General features: G+C 68.9%; 14 protein-coding genes. 4 read left to right on the forward strand and 10 right to left on the reverse strand.

Annotation, left to right across the window (positions count from 1 at the left end; translation table 11 throughout):
* Positions 1–6 precede the first annotated feature (6 nt).
* A complete protein-coding gene (locus AC0685_RS04225) occupies positions 7–1,509 on the forward strand; it encodes an aldehyde dehydrogenase family protein (RefSeq protein WP_478224223.1) in 1,503 nt (500 codons plus the stop codon).
* 103 nt (positions 1,510–1,612) lie between these two features.
* On the opposite strand, the gene AC0685_RS04230 is transcribed toward AC0685_RS04225, so the two are convergent.
* A complete protein-coding gene (locus AC0685_RS04230; RefSeq protein ID WP_478224224.1) occupies positions 1,613–3,193 on the reverse strand; it encodes a GMC family oxidoreductase in 1,581 nt (526 codons plus the stop codon).
* 103 nt (positions 3,194–3,296) lie between these two features.
* Positions 3,297–4,070, reverse strand: coding sequence for a hypothetical protein (locus AC0685_RS04235; protein WP_478224225.1), 774 nt, complete (start codon positions 4,068–4,070; stop codon positions 3,297–3,299).
* 66 nt (positions 4,071–4,136) lie between these two features.
* On the opposite strand from AC0685_RS04235, the gene purS reads away from it, so the two are divergent.
* The gene (gene purS, locus AC0685_RS04240; RefSeq protein ID WP_007032538.1) at positions 4,137–4,376 is read left to right on the forward strand and encodes a phosphoribosylformylglycinamidine synthase subunit PurS; all 240 of its coding nucleotides are present in this window, start codon (positions 4,137–4,139) and stop codon (positions 4,374–4,376) included.
* Positions 4,373–5,050 (forward strand): phosphoribosylformylglycinamidine synthase subunit PurQ, encoded by a 678-nt coding sequence (purQ, locus tag AC0685_RS04245; RefSeq protein ID WP_478224226.1) that lies wholly within the window; start codon positions 4,373–4,375, stop codon positions 5,048–5,050. Before purS ends, purQ begins: the two co-directional genes overlap by 4 nt.
* Before the next feature lie 57 nt (positions 5,051–5,107).
* Here the strand turns inward: purQ and AC0685_RS04250 are convergent, their stop codons facing one another.
* Positions 5,108–6,835 (reverse strand): ABC transporter ATP-binding protein, encoded by a 1,728-nt coding sequence (locus tag AC0685_RS04250; protein ID WP_478224227.1) that lies wholly within the window; start codon positions 6,833–6,835, stop codon positions 5,108–5,110.
* Positions 6,836–6,932: 97 nt separating this feature from the next.
* Complete coding sequence (locus AC0685_RS04255; RefSeq protein ID WP_478224228.1) at positions 6,933–8,558, reverse strand: ABC transporter ATP-binding protein; 1,626 nt, start codon at positions 8,556–8,558, stop codon at positions 6,933–6,935.
* A gap of 71 nt (positions 8,559–8,629) precedes the next feature.
* On the opposite strand from AC0685_RS04255, the gene purL reads away from it, so the two are divergent.
* The gene (gene purL / locus AC0685_RS04260; RefSeq protein ID WP_478224229.1) at positions 8,630–10,960 is read left to right on the forward strand and encodes a phosphoribosylformylglycinamidine synthase subunit PurL; all 2,331 of its coding nucleotides are present in this window, start codon (positions 8,630–8,632) and stop codon (positions 10,958–10,960) included.
* Positions 10,961–11,034: 74 nt separating this feature from the next.
* Here purL and AC0685_RS04265 read toward each other — a convergent pair whose 3' ends face one another.
* The 6 genes from AC0685_RS04265 to AC0685_RS04290 form a co-directional block, all read right to left on the reverse strand.
* Complete coding sequence (locus tag AC0685_RS04265; RefSeq protein WP_478224230.1) at positions 11,035–11,883, reverse strand: hypothetical protein; 849 nt, start codon at positions 11,881–11,883, stop codon at positions 11,035–11,037.
* The gene (locus AC0685_RS04270) at positions 11,883–12,986 is read right to left on the reverse strand and encodes a pentapeptide repeat-containing protein (RefSeq protein WP_478224231.1); all 1,104 of its coding nucleotides are present in this window, start codon (positions 12,984–12,986) and stop codon (positions 11,883–11,885) included. Before AC0685_RS04270 ends, AC0685_RS04265 begins: the two co-directional genes overlap by 1 nt.
* Before the next feature lie 4 nt (positions 12,987–12,990).
* Positions 12,991–13,803: a Twin-arginine translocation protein TatA gene (locus AC0685_RS04275; RefSeq protein WP_478224232.1), complete on the reverse strand. Its 813-nt coding sequence runs from the start codon at positions 13,801–13,803 to the stop codon at positions 12,991–12,993.
* Between the two features lie 186 nt (positions 13,804–13,989).
* Positions 13,990–14,835, reverse strand: coding sequence for a lysozyme (locus AC0685_RS04280; protein ID WP_478224233.1), 846 nt, complete (start codon positions 14,833–14,835; stop codon positions 13,990–13,992).
* Positions 14,836–15,027: 192 nt separating this feature from the next.
* The gene (locus tag AC0685_RS04285; RefSeq protein WP_478224460.1) at positions 15,028–15,843 is read right to left on the reverse strand and encodes a lysozyme; all 816 of its coding nucleotides are present in this window, start codon (positions 15,841–15,843) and stop codon (positions 15,028–15,030) included.
* A 103-nt stretch (positions 15,844–15,946) separates the two neighbouring features.
* Positions 15,947–16,573, reverse strand: coding sequence for a type VII secretion system-associated protein (locus tag AC0685_RS04290; RefSeq protein WP_478224461.1), 627 nt, complete (start codon positions 16,571–16,573; stop codon positions 15,947–15,949).
* Positions 16,574–16,591: the final 18 nt, after the last annotated feature.

The following is a 16,591-nucleotide window of genomic DNA, read 5'->3' on the forward strand; positions in this document are numbered from 1 at the left end:
AAGTCGATGACCGCAGTCCAGCCGAAGCCGACCGCGCACAGCGTGGGGGAGACCTTCGATTCCCTCAGCCCGGCGACCGACGAGGTCGTGGGCACCTACCCGGTGCACACCAAGGAGGACGTCCGCGCCGCCATCGCCCGCGCGAGGGACGCCGCCGAATGGTGGGCCGGGCTCGGCTACGACGGCCGCGCCGAACGCCTTCGCCGCTGGAAGGGCGTCATCACCCGCAGGCTGCCGCAGCTCTGCCAGGTCGTGCGCGACGAGACCGGGAAGCGGATCGCCGACGCGCAACTGGAGAGCGTCCTCGCCATCGAGCACATCGCGTGGGCGGGCAAGCACGCGCGCAAGATCCTCGGCAAGCAGCGCCGCGCCGTCGGGCTGGTCATGTCGAACCAGGCGGCGACGGTCGAGTACCAGCCGCTCGGCGTCGTGGGCGTGATCGGCCCGTGGAACTACCCCGTCTTCACGCCGCTCGGCTCCATCGCCTACGCCCTCGCCGCCGGCAACACCGTCGTCTTCAAGCCCAGCGAGTACACGCCCGGCGTCGGGAAGTGGCTGGTCGACGCGTTCAACGAGGTTGTCCCGGAGTGGCCGGTGCTGCAGCTGATCACCGGCTTCGGCGAGACCGGCGCTTCGCTCGTCAGCGGAGGCGTCGACAAGATCGCCTTCACCGGTTCGACCGCCACCGGCAAGAAGATCATGGCCGCGGCCGCCGAGACGCTGACACCGGTGATCATCGAGGCCGGCGGCAAGGACGCGGTCCTGGTCGACGCGGACGCCGATCTCGAGGCCGCCGCCGACGCGACCGTCTGGGGCGCGTTCTCCAATTCGGGCCAGACCTGCATCGGCATCGAGCGCGTGTACGTCCACGAGCGCGTGCACGACGAGTTCGTCGCGAAGGTCGTCGAGAAGTCGAAGGACGTGCGGGCCGGCTCGGACGCGGCCGCGCAGTACGGCCCGGTGACGATGCCTTCGCAGCTTTCGGTGATCAAGCGCCACATCGCGGACGCCATCGAGCGCGGCGGCAAGGCGCTGGTCGGCGGCGTCGAGGCGGTCGGCGACCGCTACGTGCAGCCGACGGTGCTCGTCGACGTGCCCGAGGACTCCTTGGCGGTCCAGGAGGAGACGTTCGGCCCGACCGTCACCATCGCCAAGGTCCGCGACATGGACGAGGCCGTCGAGAAGGCCAACGACACGAAGTACGGCCTCGGATCGGCGGTGTTCTCGAAGTCGCGCGGCCTCGAACTGGCCGGTCGGCTGCGCACCGGCATGACGTCGATCAACGCACCGCTTTCCTTCGCCGGTATCGCTTCGCTGCCCTTCGGCGGCGTCGGCGACTCGGGCTTCGGCCGGATCCACGGCCCGGAAGGCCTGCGCGAGTTCGCCCGGCCGAAGGCCGTCGCGCGGCAGCGGTTCACCGCGCCGATCGTGCTGACCTCGTTCTCCCGCAAGGAAAAGACCGACGCCCTGGTGGCGAAGCTCATTACGGTGCTGCACGGCAAGCGCTGAGCCAGCTGTCCGTCACCCCCCCCGTGCAATGAAGGGGCCTTTCATAGCAAATTTTGCTAGGAAAGGCCCCTTCATTGCGCTTGTGAGGGCGTGAAAGGACCGGTCACGAGCCCCGGATGAGGTCCGCGGCCTTCTCCGCCACCATGATCGTTGGCGCGTTCGTGTTCCCGCGAGGCACCACGGGCATCACCGAAGCGTCCACCACCCGCAGCCCCTCCACCCCGCGCACCTTCAGCGACGGGTCGACCACGGCGTTCTCGCCCGTCCCCATCGAGCAGGTCCCGACGGGGTGGTACAGCGTCTGCGTCCTCTCGCGCACGTAGTCCGCCAGTTCGCCGTCGGTCAGGTCGTGCCGCTCCGGCAGGAACGGCTTGTCCAGATACCGCGCCAGCGGGCCGGACTTCCCGATCTCCACCAGGGCGCGCAGCCCGGCGAGCAACTTCTCCATGTCCACGGACTCGGCGTAGCACATCGGGTCGATTTCGGGCTTCCACAACGGATTTCCCGACTTCAACCGCAGCCGTCCCCGGCTCGCGACGTCCACGAGGGTCGCCGCCGACGTGAAGCCCGACACCGTCGGCTCACGCATCCCGTTGTCGTAGAACAACGTCGGCGCGACGTGGATCTGCATGTCCGGCGGCGAGACACCGTCCGCGGCGGGGAAGAACGCGCCCGCCTCGCCGATGTTCGAAGTCAGCGGGCCGCGTTTGGTGAGCTGGTAGCGCAGCAGGCCGCCCGGCGTCGCCGCGTCCACCAGGTCGGTGGTGCCGCGGGTCGACCAGATGATCCCGCAGGCAGGGTGGTCGTGCAGGTTGCCGCCGACGCCGGGAAGCGCGGCGACGACGTCGATCCCGTGCTCCCGCAGGTGTTCCGCAGGGCCGACCCCGGAAAGCATCAGCAGTTGCGGCGAGTTCACCGCACCGCCGCTCAGCAGGACCTCGGTCGACGCGCGCACCGTCGTCTCGGCGCCTTTGTCCAAATAGGACACACCGACGGCGCGGGTGCCTTCGAAGACGACGCGGGTGGCTTGCGCATGCGTCCGGACCGTGAGGTTCGGGCGCGACAAGGCCGGCCGCAGGTAGGCGTCGGCCGTCGACCAGCGGCGGCCCTTCTTGCACGTCACTTGGTAGACGCCGGCGCCTTCCTGTGACTCGCCGTTGAAGTCGTCGGTGCGGTTGAGACCCCAGGCGACCGCGGAATCCACCCAGGCATGGGACAGCTCGTGGGTGAAGCGACGGTCCTCGACGTTCAGCGGCCCGTCGGTGCCGTGCAGTGGCCCGCCGAGCCGCTGGTTCCCCTCCGCCCGTTTGAAGTACGGCAGGACGTCGTCGAAACCCCAGCCCTCGGCGCCGTGCACGTCACGCCAGCCGTCGTAGTCCGCGCGGTTGCCGCGGATGTAGATCATCGCGTTGATCGAAGAACAGCCGCCGAGTGCCTTCCCTCGCGGCCAGTACAGCGTCTTGCCGGTGTGCTTCTGCTCGACCGTTTCGTAGTTCCAGTCCCACTTCGTCTTGAACAGGCGGGGGAACGCGGCGGGGATGTGGATCTCGTCGGCGTCGTCCTCGCCACCCGCTTCGAGCAGGAGCACCCGCGCTGACGGATTCTCACTCAGCCGGTTGGCCAGTACGCATCCCGCGCTGCCCGCGCCGACGATCACGTAGTCGAAGGAATCCTGATCGTCCACGGTGCCTCCTGCTGCTCGCCCGGGCTTGACGCCCGCCAAAAGGCTCATCTTGGCCCAGCGTGGCGGCTCCGAGCATTCCCCCAGACGAAGGATCGGTGCGGACTTAGTCCGAGTCGGGTGAAAAAGTAGCCACGCAGGGGCCGCCCTCGGCATCGTCCTCGGTCTCGACCCGGCCGGGGTTCCGGACGCCGTCGACCTCGCCGGTGAGGTGCAGGATCGTCTGCTTCGCGGTGGTCAGCACGTCGGCGTTGTCGACGGTGTACCTCGCCTCGCCGTGGATGATCTGCTGCACGCCGTCGCGGGTCGTGTCGGGCACCTTCTCGCACAGCACGGACAACGCGGCCGGGATGTCGCGCGCGTTGATCGCGTCGACGAACTCGTTCCCCGCCTCTTCCCCGGTCTTGACGTCGGGCCGCGGCGACGGCTTCGTCTCGATGCCCGGCAAGGGCTCGGGCTCGCCGCCGATCTTGGCGTCGCGCACGCACCAGCCGCCCTCGCCGGGGATCATCGCGATCCCGACGGTCTGGCCGCCGGTCGTGAGCGCGGCCGAGTACTCCTGTGGCGCACGCTGGCGCGCGGGCGTGCTGATTTGTGCGCCTTCGGAGACGGCCATGACCTGCTCGAAGGTGTAGGACCGCTTCGAGCGGATCGGGCACCAGAGCGAGCTGACACGATCTTCGCCGACGCCGTTCGCGAAGGACTGGCTCAGCTGCTCCGGCGTCGCGCGCGAGGTGGTGTCGGCCTTGGCCTTGAAGAACCCCGGCGTCACGAAGCCGGTGAACGCGACACCGCCCGCGATCAGGACGAAGACCAGCGCCAGCGTGATCCAGAGCCAGGCCTTCGACTTCTTCGGCGGTGTGTACTGCCCGTAGGTCATGCGGCAACCGTAGTGAAGTAGGCTCTGGCGGTACCCACGACCTGCGTGAATAAGGAGCAGCCTGCCGTGGCCCGAGTCGTCGTCGACGTCATGCCCAAGCCCGAAATCCTCGACCCGCAGGGCCAAGCCGCGCTCGGCGCCGCCGGCCGTCTCGGCTTCACCGGGATCGCCGAGATCCGTCAGGGCAAGCACTTCGAGATCGAGGTCGACGACTCCGTCGACGACGCGACGCTCGAAAAGATCGCCGAGGGTTTCCTCGCGAACCCCGTCATCGAGCAGTGGACCATCAAGCGGGTGGACGCGTGAGCGCCCGCATCGGGGTCATCACGTTCCCCGGCACGCTCGACGACGGTGACGCGGCCCGCGCGGTCCGCTACGCCGAAGCCGAAGCCGTGCCGCTGTGGCACGCGGACGAGGACCTGAAGGGTGTCGACGCCGTCGTCGTCCCCGGGGGCTTCTCGTACGGCGACTACCTGCGCGCCGGCGTCATCGCCCGGTTCGCGCCGGTGATGTCGTCGGTGATCGAGGCCGCCCACAAGGGCATGCCGGTGCTGGGCATCTGCAACGGCTTCCAGATCCTGTGCGAGGCCGGGCTGCTGCCGGGCGCGATGATCCGCAACGCGGGCCTGCACTTCATCTGCCGTGACCAGTGGCTGCGTGTCGAGAACAACGACACCGCGTGGACCACCCGGTACGACAAGGACGCCGAGATCCTCATCCCGATGAAGAACATCGACGGCTGCTTCGTCGCCGAGCAGGCCACCCTCGACGAGCTCGAGGGCGAGGGCCGCGTGGTGTTCCGCTACGTCGGCGGCAACCCGAACGGCTCGCGCAACGACATCGCCGGGATCCGCAGCGAGAACGGCCGCGTCGTCGGGCTCATGCCGCACCCGGAGCACGCCATCGACGCCCTCACCGGGCCTTCCGACGACGGGCTCGGCATGTTCTACAGCGCGGTCGACGCTCTCGTCTCCGCCTGACCCACCCACGCATTTCGTCCTCTAAATGCGCTCACCGCATTCAGAGGACGAAATGCGTCAGGAGGCGGCGGCCACCAGAGCGGAGTAGGGGCCACCGGCGGCCAGCAGCTCCGCGTGCGAACCCAGCTCGGTCACCCGGCCGCCCTCGATGACGGCGACCCGGTCCGCCGCGGCCGCGGTGTGCAGCCGGTGCGCGATCGCGATCACCGTGCGCCCTTCGAGCACCGCGCTCAAAGACCGCTCCAGCTCCCGCGCCGAACCCGTGTCCAGCAGCGACGTCGCCTCGTCCAGTACCAGCGTGTGCGGGTCGGCCAGCACCACCCGCGCCAGCGCCAGCTGCTGCGCCATCGCCGCCGGGACGGCGACCGCCCCGGCCCCGACCTTCGTGTCCAGCCCGTCCGGCAGGCTCGCCACCCACTCCGCGGCGCCGACCGAGGCCAGCGCGGCCAGCAGCCGGTCGTCGGTCCAGTCCCCGGCGGGCAGCGTGAGGTTGTCCCGCAGCGTCCCCGCGAAGACGTGCTGCTCCTGCGTCAGCAGCAGGACCTCGCCACGCAGGACGTCGTCCGGCAGCGTCGACACTTCGGCGCCGCCGATCCGCACCGAGCCCGACGTCGGCGCCGACATCCCGGCCAGCAGCCGTCCCAGGGTCGACTTGCCGGCACCGGACGGGCCGACGATCGCCAGCCGTTCACCGGCGGGCACCCGCAGGTCGATCCCGTGCAGCACTTCGCGGTCCGCGTTGTAGCCGAAGCGCACGTCGCGGACCTCGATGTCCTGGCCGCGCGGAGTCTCCGAGGCCGTCGCCGGAGACGGAGCGGGCCGCACGCCCAGCAGCCGCCGCAGCGAGGCCCCGGCGACCTGCATGTCCGCGAGCCAGAACAGCGCCTCGTTCAGCGGGCCGGTCATGACCTGCGAGTACAGGAGCATCGCGGTGATCGTGCCGAGCCCTTCCCAGCCGTTCGAGTAGGCGAGCAGGCCCAGCCCGAGCATCACCGGCACCGGCAGCACGTAGCTGATCTCCAGCGACGGGATCCACCGCATCTGCAGCGCCCGGATCTTGCGCTCGCCCAGCATCGACGCGTCGAGGCCGTCGTGCCCGGTCCGGATCCGGCGGCCGGTCAGGCTCAGCGCCTCCGCCGTCCGCGCGCCCTCCGCCGTCTCATGCGTGGTGGACTGCAGCTCGGACCACTTGTCGAGCATCCGCCGCATCACGTCGGGGATCCGCCGCTGGTACCAGAGGTTCACCGGCACCAGCAGCGGCAGCGCGACCAGCAGGCCCAGCGCCAGGAACGGCGACGTGATCACCATCGCCACCACCGTGAACACCACCGTGACGGCGGCGATCAGGATCTCCGGCGCGCCGAACCGCACCGCGTGGTCGATGCGGCTGACGTCGGTGGTCGCCCGGCTGAGCAGGTCACCGGTGCCCGCGGCCTCGACCGTCCCCAGCGGCAGGTTCAGCGCGTTCCCGACGAACTCCTCGCGGTTGCGCGCCAGGATCCGCTCACCGAACACCCGCGCGCGGAGCCGGGCCAGACCCTTGAACCAGGCCTGTGCGCCCAGCACCACCACGAACGCGACCGCGAGCCAGGTGATCGTGGTGGTCGTCGTACCCTCGACGACCTCGTCCACCAGCGCACCCAGCAGCCTCGGTCCGGCCAGCCCGATCGCGGTCGCGACGCAGAACAGGCCGAGCATCACGGAGAACTCGCGCTTGTTGGCCCGCGCGGTCTCCTTGATCCACCGTCGAACGTCCTTCTTGTCTGCCAGCGGCAGCTTCTTCATGCTGTCATTTCCTTACCCCCCGATGTGGACAGGGCCCGCGGCCCGGCAACGGATTCGTGAGGCCTCCGGCCGACACCGGCGCGGTGCGACTCCGTCTTCAGGCGACCACTTTCGTACTCACGACCACATCGGCCACATGTGTCCACAGTGGACTCTGGCTGAACACGACGGTGGTCTTGCCGCGCCGCAGCTTCGCGACGCGTTCGGTTATGCGGGCTTCGGTATGCGCGTCGACGGCCGAGGTCGGCTCGTCGAGCAGCAGGACGTCGGCGTCGGTCGCCAGCGCGCGGGCCAGGTTCAGCCGCTGCCGCTGGCCACCGGAGACCTCACGTCCGCGTTCGCCGATCACCTCGTCGACGCCGTTGGGCAGCGCGTCCACGATGTCCTCGGCGTCCGCCGCGTACAGCGCTTCGGTGATCTCGACGTCGCCGGGCTCGGCGGGGGTGACCTGCTCGCGCAGCACGCCGGAGAACCAGATGTCCTGGTTGTGCGCGAACACGACCCGCCGCCGCAGCTCGTCGAGGGAGACCTGGTCCACCGGAACCCCGCCGACGAGGGCAGGTTCACTCGGATCGGTGAACCGCGCCATCCGCGATGCCACCGCTTCGGCGTCGGCCCCGACGTCGATGACGGTCAGCTTCCCGGCCTCGGCCTTGATCCCGGACGTCTCGTCGTACAGGTCCAGCGGGCCTTCGGGCAGCGGCACCGGGTGCTCCGGCTCGGCGAGCGTGCGCTCGGTGGTCAGCAGTTTGCACACCTTCCGCGCCGAAACCAGCGCGGCGCTCAGCACGCCCGCGAACTCGGTCGCCGTCGTCACCGGGATCACCAGGAACACCGAGACGCCGTAGAACGTGATCAGCTCGCCGACGCCGATGGTGCCGTTGATCGCCAGCTGCGCGCCCAGCCAGGTGATGACCACCGTGACCAGGCCCGGCAGCGCGACCTCGGCCGCCGCGAGCCACGCCTCGCTTCGCCCGACCTGGACACCGGCCGCCCGGACCCGCTGGCTGGAGCGGCGGAATCGGTCGAGGAACTGCTTCTCGCCGCCGACACCGCGAAGGATCCGCAGGCCGGAGACGATGTCCGCGGCGAGCGCGTTGACGTCGGTCTTCTCCTCGCGCTGCTTCGTCTGACGCTTCTCCAGCGGCTTCAGCAGCGGTCCGATGCCGACCACCGCCAGCGGGACACCGATCAGCGCGACCACGCCGAGCAGCGGGGACGTCGACAGCAGCGCCGTCGCGCACACGATGAACGCGATCAGCGAACCGAAGGCCCGTCCGAGCACCTCGAACGAATCACCGATCGGGTTGATGTCGCTGGTGGTGATCGCGACCACGTCACCCGTGGTGGTCGTATCCCGCAGATTCGCGCCCAGCTTCGCCGCGTGTTCGGTGGCGAGGCGCTGCGTCACCCCGGCGCCGTGGATCCAGCAACCGTAGGACGCGAAGTGCTGCACCGTGCCCGCGATCGTCTGCGCGATCCCGAACCCGGCGGCCGCGAGCCCCCACAGCCAGACGGAATCGCCGTCGCCGCGGCCGATCGCGTCGATGCCCCGGCCGATCGCGACCGGCAGCAGCGCGATCGGCAGCGACCACAGCGCACCGCTGATCGCCGAGACGGCGAGCAGTCCCGGGCGCGCGAGCATCATCCTGACCAGGTACCGCCAGGCGGTCGGCTTGGCGGGCAGGCGCAGTCGCGGAAGCGGATATGTGGCGGAAAGCACGATTGCCGACGGTAAGCGGATCACCGTCGCGGGCGCGACCGATTTATCCGTGGGCGACCGCGAGCGGCCCCATGCGCTCGCCTACTCTTAAGGCCGTGGCGAACCCTGATGCGGACACCGTGACCAGCACCGTTGACACCACTCAACGCGCCGAGGCGACCCCCGAACTGACCCAGCCGTACGTCGAGCTCGGCCTCGCCGACGACGAGTACGCCCGGATCCGGGAGATCCTCGGCCGCCGTCCGACCGACGCCGAACTGGCGATGTATTCGGTGATGTGGAGCGAGCACTGCTCGTACAAGTCCTCGAAGAAGCACCTGCGCTACTTCGGCGAGACCGCCACTCCCGAAATGAAGGAGAAGATGCTCGCCGGCATCGGCGAGAACGCGGGCGTCGTCGACATCGGCGAGGGCTGGGCGGTCACCTTCAAGGTCGAGAGCCACAACCACCCGTCCTACGTGGAGCCGTACCAGGGTGCCGCGACCGGCGTCGGCGGCATCGTGCGCGACATCATGGCGATGGGCGCGCGCCCGCTCGCGGTGGCGGACGCGCTGCGCTTCGGCCCGGCGGACGCCCCCGACACCCGGCGCGTGCTGCCCGGCGTGGTCGCCGGCGTCGGCGGTTACGGCAACTGCCTCGGCCTGCCGAACATCGGCGGCGAGCTGGTGTTCGACCCGAGCTACTCCGGTAACCCGCTGGTCAACGCCCTGTGCGTCGGCGCGATGCGCGTCGAGGACCTGCACCTGGCGTTCGCCTCGGGCAAGGGCAACAAGATCATCCTGTTCGGCGCGCGCACCGGCCTCGACGGTATCGGCGGCGTGTCCGTTCTCGCGAGCGACACCTTCTCGGGTGACGAAAGCTCGGGTGGCCGCAAGAAGCTCCCCAGCGTCCAGGTCGGCGACCCCTTCACCGAGAAGGTGCTCATCGAGTGCTGCCTCGAACTGTTCGCCCAGAAGCTCGTCGTCGGCATCCAGGACCTCGGCGGTGCCGGGCTTTCCTGCGCGACGTCGGAGCTGGCCGCCGCCGGTGACGGCGGTATGCACATCTACCTCGATCGGGTTCCGTTGCGCGCCACCGGGATGACCCCGGCGGAGGTGCTCTCCAGCGAGTCGCAGGAGCGGATGTGCGCGGTCGTCTCGCCGGAGAACGTCGAGGCCTTCATGAAGGTCTGCGAGAAGTGGGACGTCATCGCCACCGACATCGGCGAGGTCACCGACGGCGAGCACCTGGTCATCACCTGGAACGACGAGGTCGTCGTCGACGTCCCGGCGCACACCGTGGCGCACCAGGGCCCGGTGTACGACCGTCCCATCCAGCGTCCGTCCACACAGGACGCCCTGCAGGCCGACACCTCGGCCAAGCTGCCGCGTCCGTCCACTTCGGACGAACTGCGCGCCGACATCCTCAAGCTGATCTCGTCGCCGAACCAGGCGTCGAAGGAATGGGTGACCTCCCAGTACGACCGCTACGTGCGCGGCAACACCGTGCTCGCGCAGCCGTCGGACTCCGGCGTCATCCGGATCGACGAGTCCACCGGCCGCGGGGTCGCCGTCTCGACCGACTGCAACAGCAAGTTCGTCTACCTCGACCCGTACGAGGGCGCGAAGCTCGCGCTGGCCGAGGCGTACCGCAACGTCGCCACCAGCGGCGCGAAGCCGGTCGCGGTGTCGGACTGCCTGAACTTCGGCGCGCCGACCGACCCGGGTGTGATGTGGCAGTTCGAGCAGGCCGTGCACGGTCTCGCCGACGGCTGTGTCGAACTCGGCATCCCGGTCACCGGCGGCAACGTCAGCTTCTTCAACCAGACCGGTGACACGGCCATCCTGCCGACCCCGGTGGTCGGCGTGCTCGGCGTGATCGACGACGTCACCCGCCGCATCCCCACCGGGATCGGCGCCGAGGCCGGGGAAACCCTGCTGCTGCTGGGCGAGACGCACGACGAGCTGGACGGTTCCGCCTGGGCGCGCGAACTGCACGGCCACCTCGGCGGCCGCCCGCCCCGCGTGGATCTGGCGCGCGAGAAGCTGCTCGCCGACATCCTCATCGCCGGTTCGCGTGACGGCATGATCTCCGCCGCGCACGACATCTCCGACGGCGGCCTGATCCAGACGCTCGTCGAGACCGTCCTCATCGGACAGTGCGGTGCCCGCGTCTTCCTCGACGCGGAGCAGGACCCGTTCGTGCAGCTGTTCTCCGAGTCCGCGGGCCGGGTGCTGGTCGCCGTGCCGCGCACCGAGGAACTGCGGTTCACCGAGATGCTGACCGCGCGTGGCCTGCCGTGGCGCAAGACCGGTGTGGTGGACCCGGAGTCGGGCTCGCTCGAACTCCAGGACATCACGGAGTTCACGCTGGACGAGCTCCGGGAGACCTGGGAGAAGACGCTCCCGGCCCTGTTCGACTGAGCTGAAGGGGACTTTCCCCGCATAGGACGCAGCGAAGGGCGCCTTCACCGCATGTGATGCGGGGAAGGCGCCCTTCAGCCTTCTTCGGGAAGAACCGAGCCGGCCGGGAACTTCGCGCCCTCCAGCGAAGGCGGTTCTTCGAAGGTCGCCACACTGAAGTCGACAGGTCTCGCGACGACCGTGTTGTCCAGCGACACCTTCCGTTCGAACCTCGCCCTCGTGAGCTCGAACGCGCCGTGGATGGTCGCGTTCTCGAGCAGGAACTTCCCGGAAAGCTGAGCGTCGGTGAGGTCGAGATAGGACAGCACCTCGCACCGATCCGCGCCGAACCAGCCGACCCGCCTGCCGAGCAGCCCCAGCTTGTCGAGCCGGGCGTCGCTCAGGTTGAGCGAAAGCGTCGCCCCGGTGGTCCCGGCGTGGGGAAGGATGTCGCGGATCAACCGCTCGGCCGCACGCCGGACCAGCCGTTCCCGTTCCGCCGCCGCCCGCTTTTCCTTGTCGTCCCAGTCGAGCCCCGGATCGAAACTCGGATGCTCGAACGGCCGCCGCAGGTAGGCGCACAACACGTCGAGCACCGTCTGCCGGTACTCCGGACGCGTCCTGGCGAGCCCGGCGAGCGAATGCATCGCCCCGATCCGGACCTGATCGGCTTCGTTGCCCAGCAGCTCGATCGACTTGGCGAAGCGTTCGTCGGAGATCCGGCTGCGCTCGATCTCGTGCCGGTCCTCTTCGGTACGCCGTCGCCGGTCGTTGAGCCAGAGCCCGTAGAGCGCGGCGATCGCCCCGCCCGCCAGCGCGCCGGTCTTGAGCGCGTCGCCGCGGCTGGTCGCGCGATCCGTGAGCAGCCAGGCGGTGACCCCGACGAGCACCACGACCGAGGACAGCAACGTCCAGAGCAGCGGCGAGGAGAGCAGGCGCCTCATCAGTCCTTCACCGTGAGCCGGGCGCGGCCGTCCGGCAGGGTCTCGACGGCCCAGCCCGCGGGGAGTTCGTGATCCCTCGCCGGCTCCACCGACGTGTTGTACAGCGACACCGTGCCGGGCGGCTTACGGAAACTCAGGTCCCCGAAGCCCTCGAACCGGGCGCGACGCAGATCGAGCGTCCCCTTGAACTCCGCGTCGGCGAAGACGGCGTCCTTCGCGAAAACGCTGTCCTTGAAGGAGGTCTCGCCCGCGAACACGGTGTCGCGGAACTCGACGTCCTCGGAGAACCGGACCCCGCTGAACCACGCCCGCTGTTCGAACTTGGCGTCACTGCACCGGAAGAAGCCGATGCGCTTCTCCTTTTCGGTGCCCGCGCCGGTCAGGTAGACCGGTCCGCGGAAAACACAGCCGGACAGGTTGGTGCTGCTGTACAAACCCGCGTAGCGGAGCAGCAGCTTGCCGATCTTCCGCTCCGAGAGATCGAAGTACTCCAGTACCGCGCCGGTCAGGTCGAGGTCGTACGCGTTCCCCTCGGAATCCGCGGCCGGGAGCAGTTCCCCGATCAGCCGTTGCGCGGTCTGCCGGACCTGGAGTTCCTGCTCCTGCTCCGCGGTGCCCGCTTCCGGCGCGGTGTTCCCGTCCCGTTTCGCCGTGTCCTTGTACCGCGGATGTTCGAACGGCCGCCGCAGGTACGAGCACAGGATGTCCAGCACGGTCTGCTTGTAGATCTCACGGCCGCGAGCCAGCCCCGCCAGCGCGTGCAGCGCCCCGACCCGCACCTGGTCGGCCTCGTGGCCGAGCAGTTCCACGGCCTTCGCGAACCGTTCGTCCGAGATCCGGTCCCGGTCCTGGTCGGCCCGCCGCAGCTCGAGTTCCTGCCGCTGCCGCTCGACCTCCTGCCGTCGCTCCTCGACCCGGCGCCGCCTGTCGTTGAGCCACAACGCGTACAGCGCGACGATGGCGCCCCCGGCGATGCCGCCGGTCTTCAGCGCCTCGCTGCGGCTGGTCGCCGGATCCGTCAGCAACCAGCCGCCGACCGCGAGCAGCAGTACGAGCGAGACGACGAAGGTCCAGAGCAGGGGGGAGCGGAGAAACCGCTTCATCCGCTCAGAATACGAAGAAGTTGCGGACGCAGAAGGACTTGTCCGGGTTGTCGTCCGAGGAGATCCCCGAGCCGCTCACCTTCTTGCCCTTGACCGTGCCCTCGATGTCACCGGTGATGAACCCGTCGCCGATGCCCGCGGTCGAGGTGACCTCCAGCTGCGACGGCGCCGGGGCCATGATGTCGATCGAGTCGCCCATGGTCGCCTTCATGTCCGCGCACACCAGCGCCAGCGCGCCGGCCTTGTCCCCGGCGCTCACCTTGGCCAGGAAGTCCTTCAGGTTCTGGATGCCCTTCGGGTTGCCTTCGGAGCCCGTGCCACCGCTTTCGGTGCTCTTCGGGCTGCTCTTGGGCGAGCTCGACTTCGGGCTGCTCTTCGGCGCGGAGGTCGGCGCCTGCTCGGACGACGGCGCGGGCGGCGGCGCGGCCGTGTTGTTCCCCTCGTCCTTGCTGAGCAGGAAGCCCGGCGCGACGAACCCGGTGACACCGAACGCGATCAGCACGACCAGCCCGATCACGATCCCGATGATCAGACCGGTCTTGCTCTTCGACGGCGGCGCGGGCGGGCCGCCGAAGCCCTGCTGGTAGCCCTGGTTGTTCGGGTCCCAGCCCTGCTGGGGCTGCTGCTGGTACTGCTGGGTCTGGTCCCAGCCCTGCTGCGGCTGCTGCTGGTACTGCTGCGTCTGGTCCCAGCCCTGCTGCTGTCCGTACTGCTGCGGCTGACCGTACTGCTGGGTCTGGTCCCAGCCACCCTGGTGCGGCTGCTGTCCCTGGGGGTCCTGGCCATAGGGCTGGCCTGGCTGGGGTGGGTAGGTCATCGGTCTCGCCTTCCGTACTGGGGCCTGAGGCTTCTGATCAGACGACCGGCGGTCAGCGCTGGTTCCGGATCCGCCCGTGCCAGGGATTTCAGGGCATTCTGCTCGGAAGGTACCGTGCGTTGAAAGCGGCGCGCGAAAGCGGCTCCCGGCCGAGGCCGGGAGCCGCTTGTTCACGGAATGCGCAGCTCAGCCGTTGGCCAGTGCCTGCAAGCGGTCATAAGCGCCGTTGAAGGTGTTCTGGTCGAGCGGGCTGGAGGTGTACTGCCACACGGTGTAGTAGCCCCAGCCGTAGGGCAGCGCACCCACGGTGGACGCGTACCGCGCGATCCACAGCGGGACCGTGCCACCGAAGTTCTGCGACGTGCCGACACAGGTGCTCCACCAGCTCGTCGAGGTGTAGATGACGGGCCAGCGGCCGGTGCGTGCCTTGTAGCGGTCGTGGAACGCCCGGATCCACGCCCCCATCGCGGACTGGCTCAGGCCGTAGCAGGTGGCGCCGTACGGGTTGTACTCCATGTCCAGCGCGCCCGGCAGGGTCTTGCCGTCCTTGGACCAGCCGCCGCCGTTGTTGACGAAGAAGTCGGCCTGCGCCGCGCCGCTCGAGACGTTCGGCAGGGCGAAGTGGTACGCGCCGCGGATGAAGCCCTTGTTGTAGGAACCGTTGTACTGCTGGGCGAAGTACGGGTTCTTGTAGCTCGTGCCTTCGGTGGCCTTCGTCCACACGAAGCGCTTGCCCTGGTTCCACCAGTAGTTCCAGTCGACGTTGCCCTGATAGCTGGCCACGTCCATCCCCGCGACCGTCGCGAGCACGCCGGCCTCGGGCTGCGGCTGGGCGGCCTTGGCCTTGGAGTCCGGGGTGGAGGTGTCGCCTTCCACCCGCCGGATCTGCGATCCGATCGTGTGGTCGTTCTGCTGGAGATCCTGTTCGATCGACATGATCTCGGGGGACGGGGCGGCCGACGCCTGGACCGTGCTGCTGAGCAGGAGCAGCGCGGAGCCGACGGCGATGGCGATTCTTCGGGAAGTGCGCATTACGACAATCCCTTCACGGATAACCCTCGCTGAGGACGGCGACCTTGCAGGTGGTAGCCGTCCGGGCACGATTGTTGACGACGAGTGCCGGGTTTGTCACTAACTTCCGTGAAATTGGTACTACACGTGGGTGATTTTCATTTCCAAGTAGTCCTGGTTATGTGATCTTGTAACGCCCACTCGGGTGAGTGTTCAGCCGAGCGAAAGCGCGCGCACGCGATCGACCGTGCCGTTGAACCAGTTCTGGTCGCCGGGCAGGCTGCCCTTGTTCGAGAACTGCCAGATGGTGTGGGTCTTCCAGCTCGCGGGCAGCTCGCCGATCTCCGTGTTGTAGCGCGCGATCCACAGCGGGTTCTGCCAGAACACGGCGCTGTTCCCGGTGCAGCGCTTCCACCAGCTCGTCGACGTGTAGATCGCCGGATGCCGCCCGGTCCGCCACAGGTAGGTCTCGGCGAACGACGCCATCCACGCGACCATCTGCGCCGGCGTTTTGCCGTAACAGGTTTCGCCGTACGGGTTGTACTCGACGTCCAGCGCGCCCGGCAGGGTCTTGCCGTCCTTGGACCAGCCGCCGCCGTGGTCGACGAAGTAGTGCGCCTGCGCGGCGCCGTCCGAGATGTCGGGGCGAGCGAAGTGATACGCGCCGCGGATCAGGCCGACGCCGTAGGAACCGTTGTACTGCTGGGCGAACCGGGGATTGACGAAGCCGGTGCCCTCGGTCGCCTTCACGTAGACGAACTTCGCGCCGGTCCGGGCGGCGGCGGGCCAGTCGACCTCGCCCTGATGACCACTGACGTCGTGGCCGAGCGTCTGCGCTTCGCCGCCGTACAGCGGCCCCACCGACACGTTGACGCCTTCGTGCAGCGCGATCTGTGAACCGGCGTAGTGCTCCTCGGCCCCGTCGTAACGAGGCCCGCTTTCCCGTGCGACGGCGGGGGTCTGCGCGAGCAGCAAAACCCCCGCCGCGAGGACGGCCCCCCAGCCTTTTGAACACACTCTGCGACTCATCACGTCGTCACGATCCCCCGCGGAAAGGGAATCAGCGACTCGAACATCACTCGAAAGAGTGGCGTTCGGCCTGAATAAATTGGGCCGAGTGGGTTAATCGGCCCTAACGACGCTCGTCCGAAAGGGCTTTGTCGAGGTGCTCCGAGGGGATGATCGCGGTGAGCCGGTCGTGGGGATTGATCGTCACGGGGTGCCCGGCGAGCAGCGGGACCATGTCCCGGCCCAGTACCGCCCTCGCGTGCGGCCATTCGCGCGGCACCAGCGACTTCGCCGTGTACGCGGGAACCAGCACCTTGCCGTCGGTGTTGTGGAAGCCGATCACCGTGCGCTGCACCGGCGAAAGGGCGTAGACGAACAGCGTCGAGTCGAGGATGACCCGCGGCAGGTCGGCGGCCGGACGGTGGTTCGTGCGCACCAGCTGGAGCAGCTGCTCGAGTTCGTTGCGCGGTTCGGGGAAACCGAGCGCCTTGGGCGAGGGACGGTAGCGATCGTTGGGGTGGAAGTCCTCGACGATCTCGCCCCCGCCGTTCACCGGGTACGCGCCGACGACCGCCCAGGACGGCACCGGGCCGTCGGGGTCGAAGGCCTCGTCGATGACATAAAGCCAGCTGTTGGGGTTGGCCCTGGCGTTGGCGCGCATCTCTTCGGTGATCTTCGGCTTGGCCCGTTTCCGCTTGCCCGCCGGGCTGGACGCCAACCGATCCGCCTCGTCCCGCTGCGCCATCGCCATCCCCACGTTCCGGGTGCC

Source organism: Amycolatopsis sp. NPDC043889 (genome assembly GCF_056435645.1).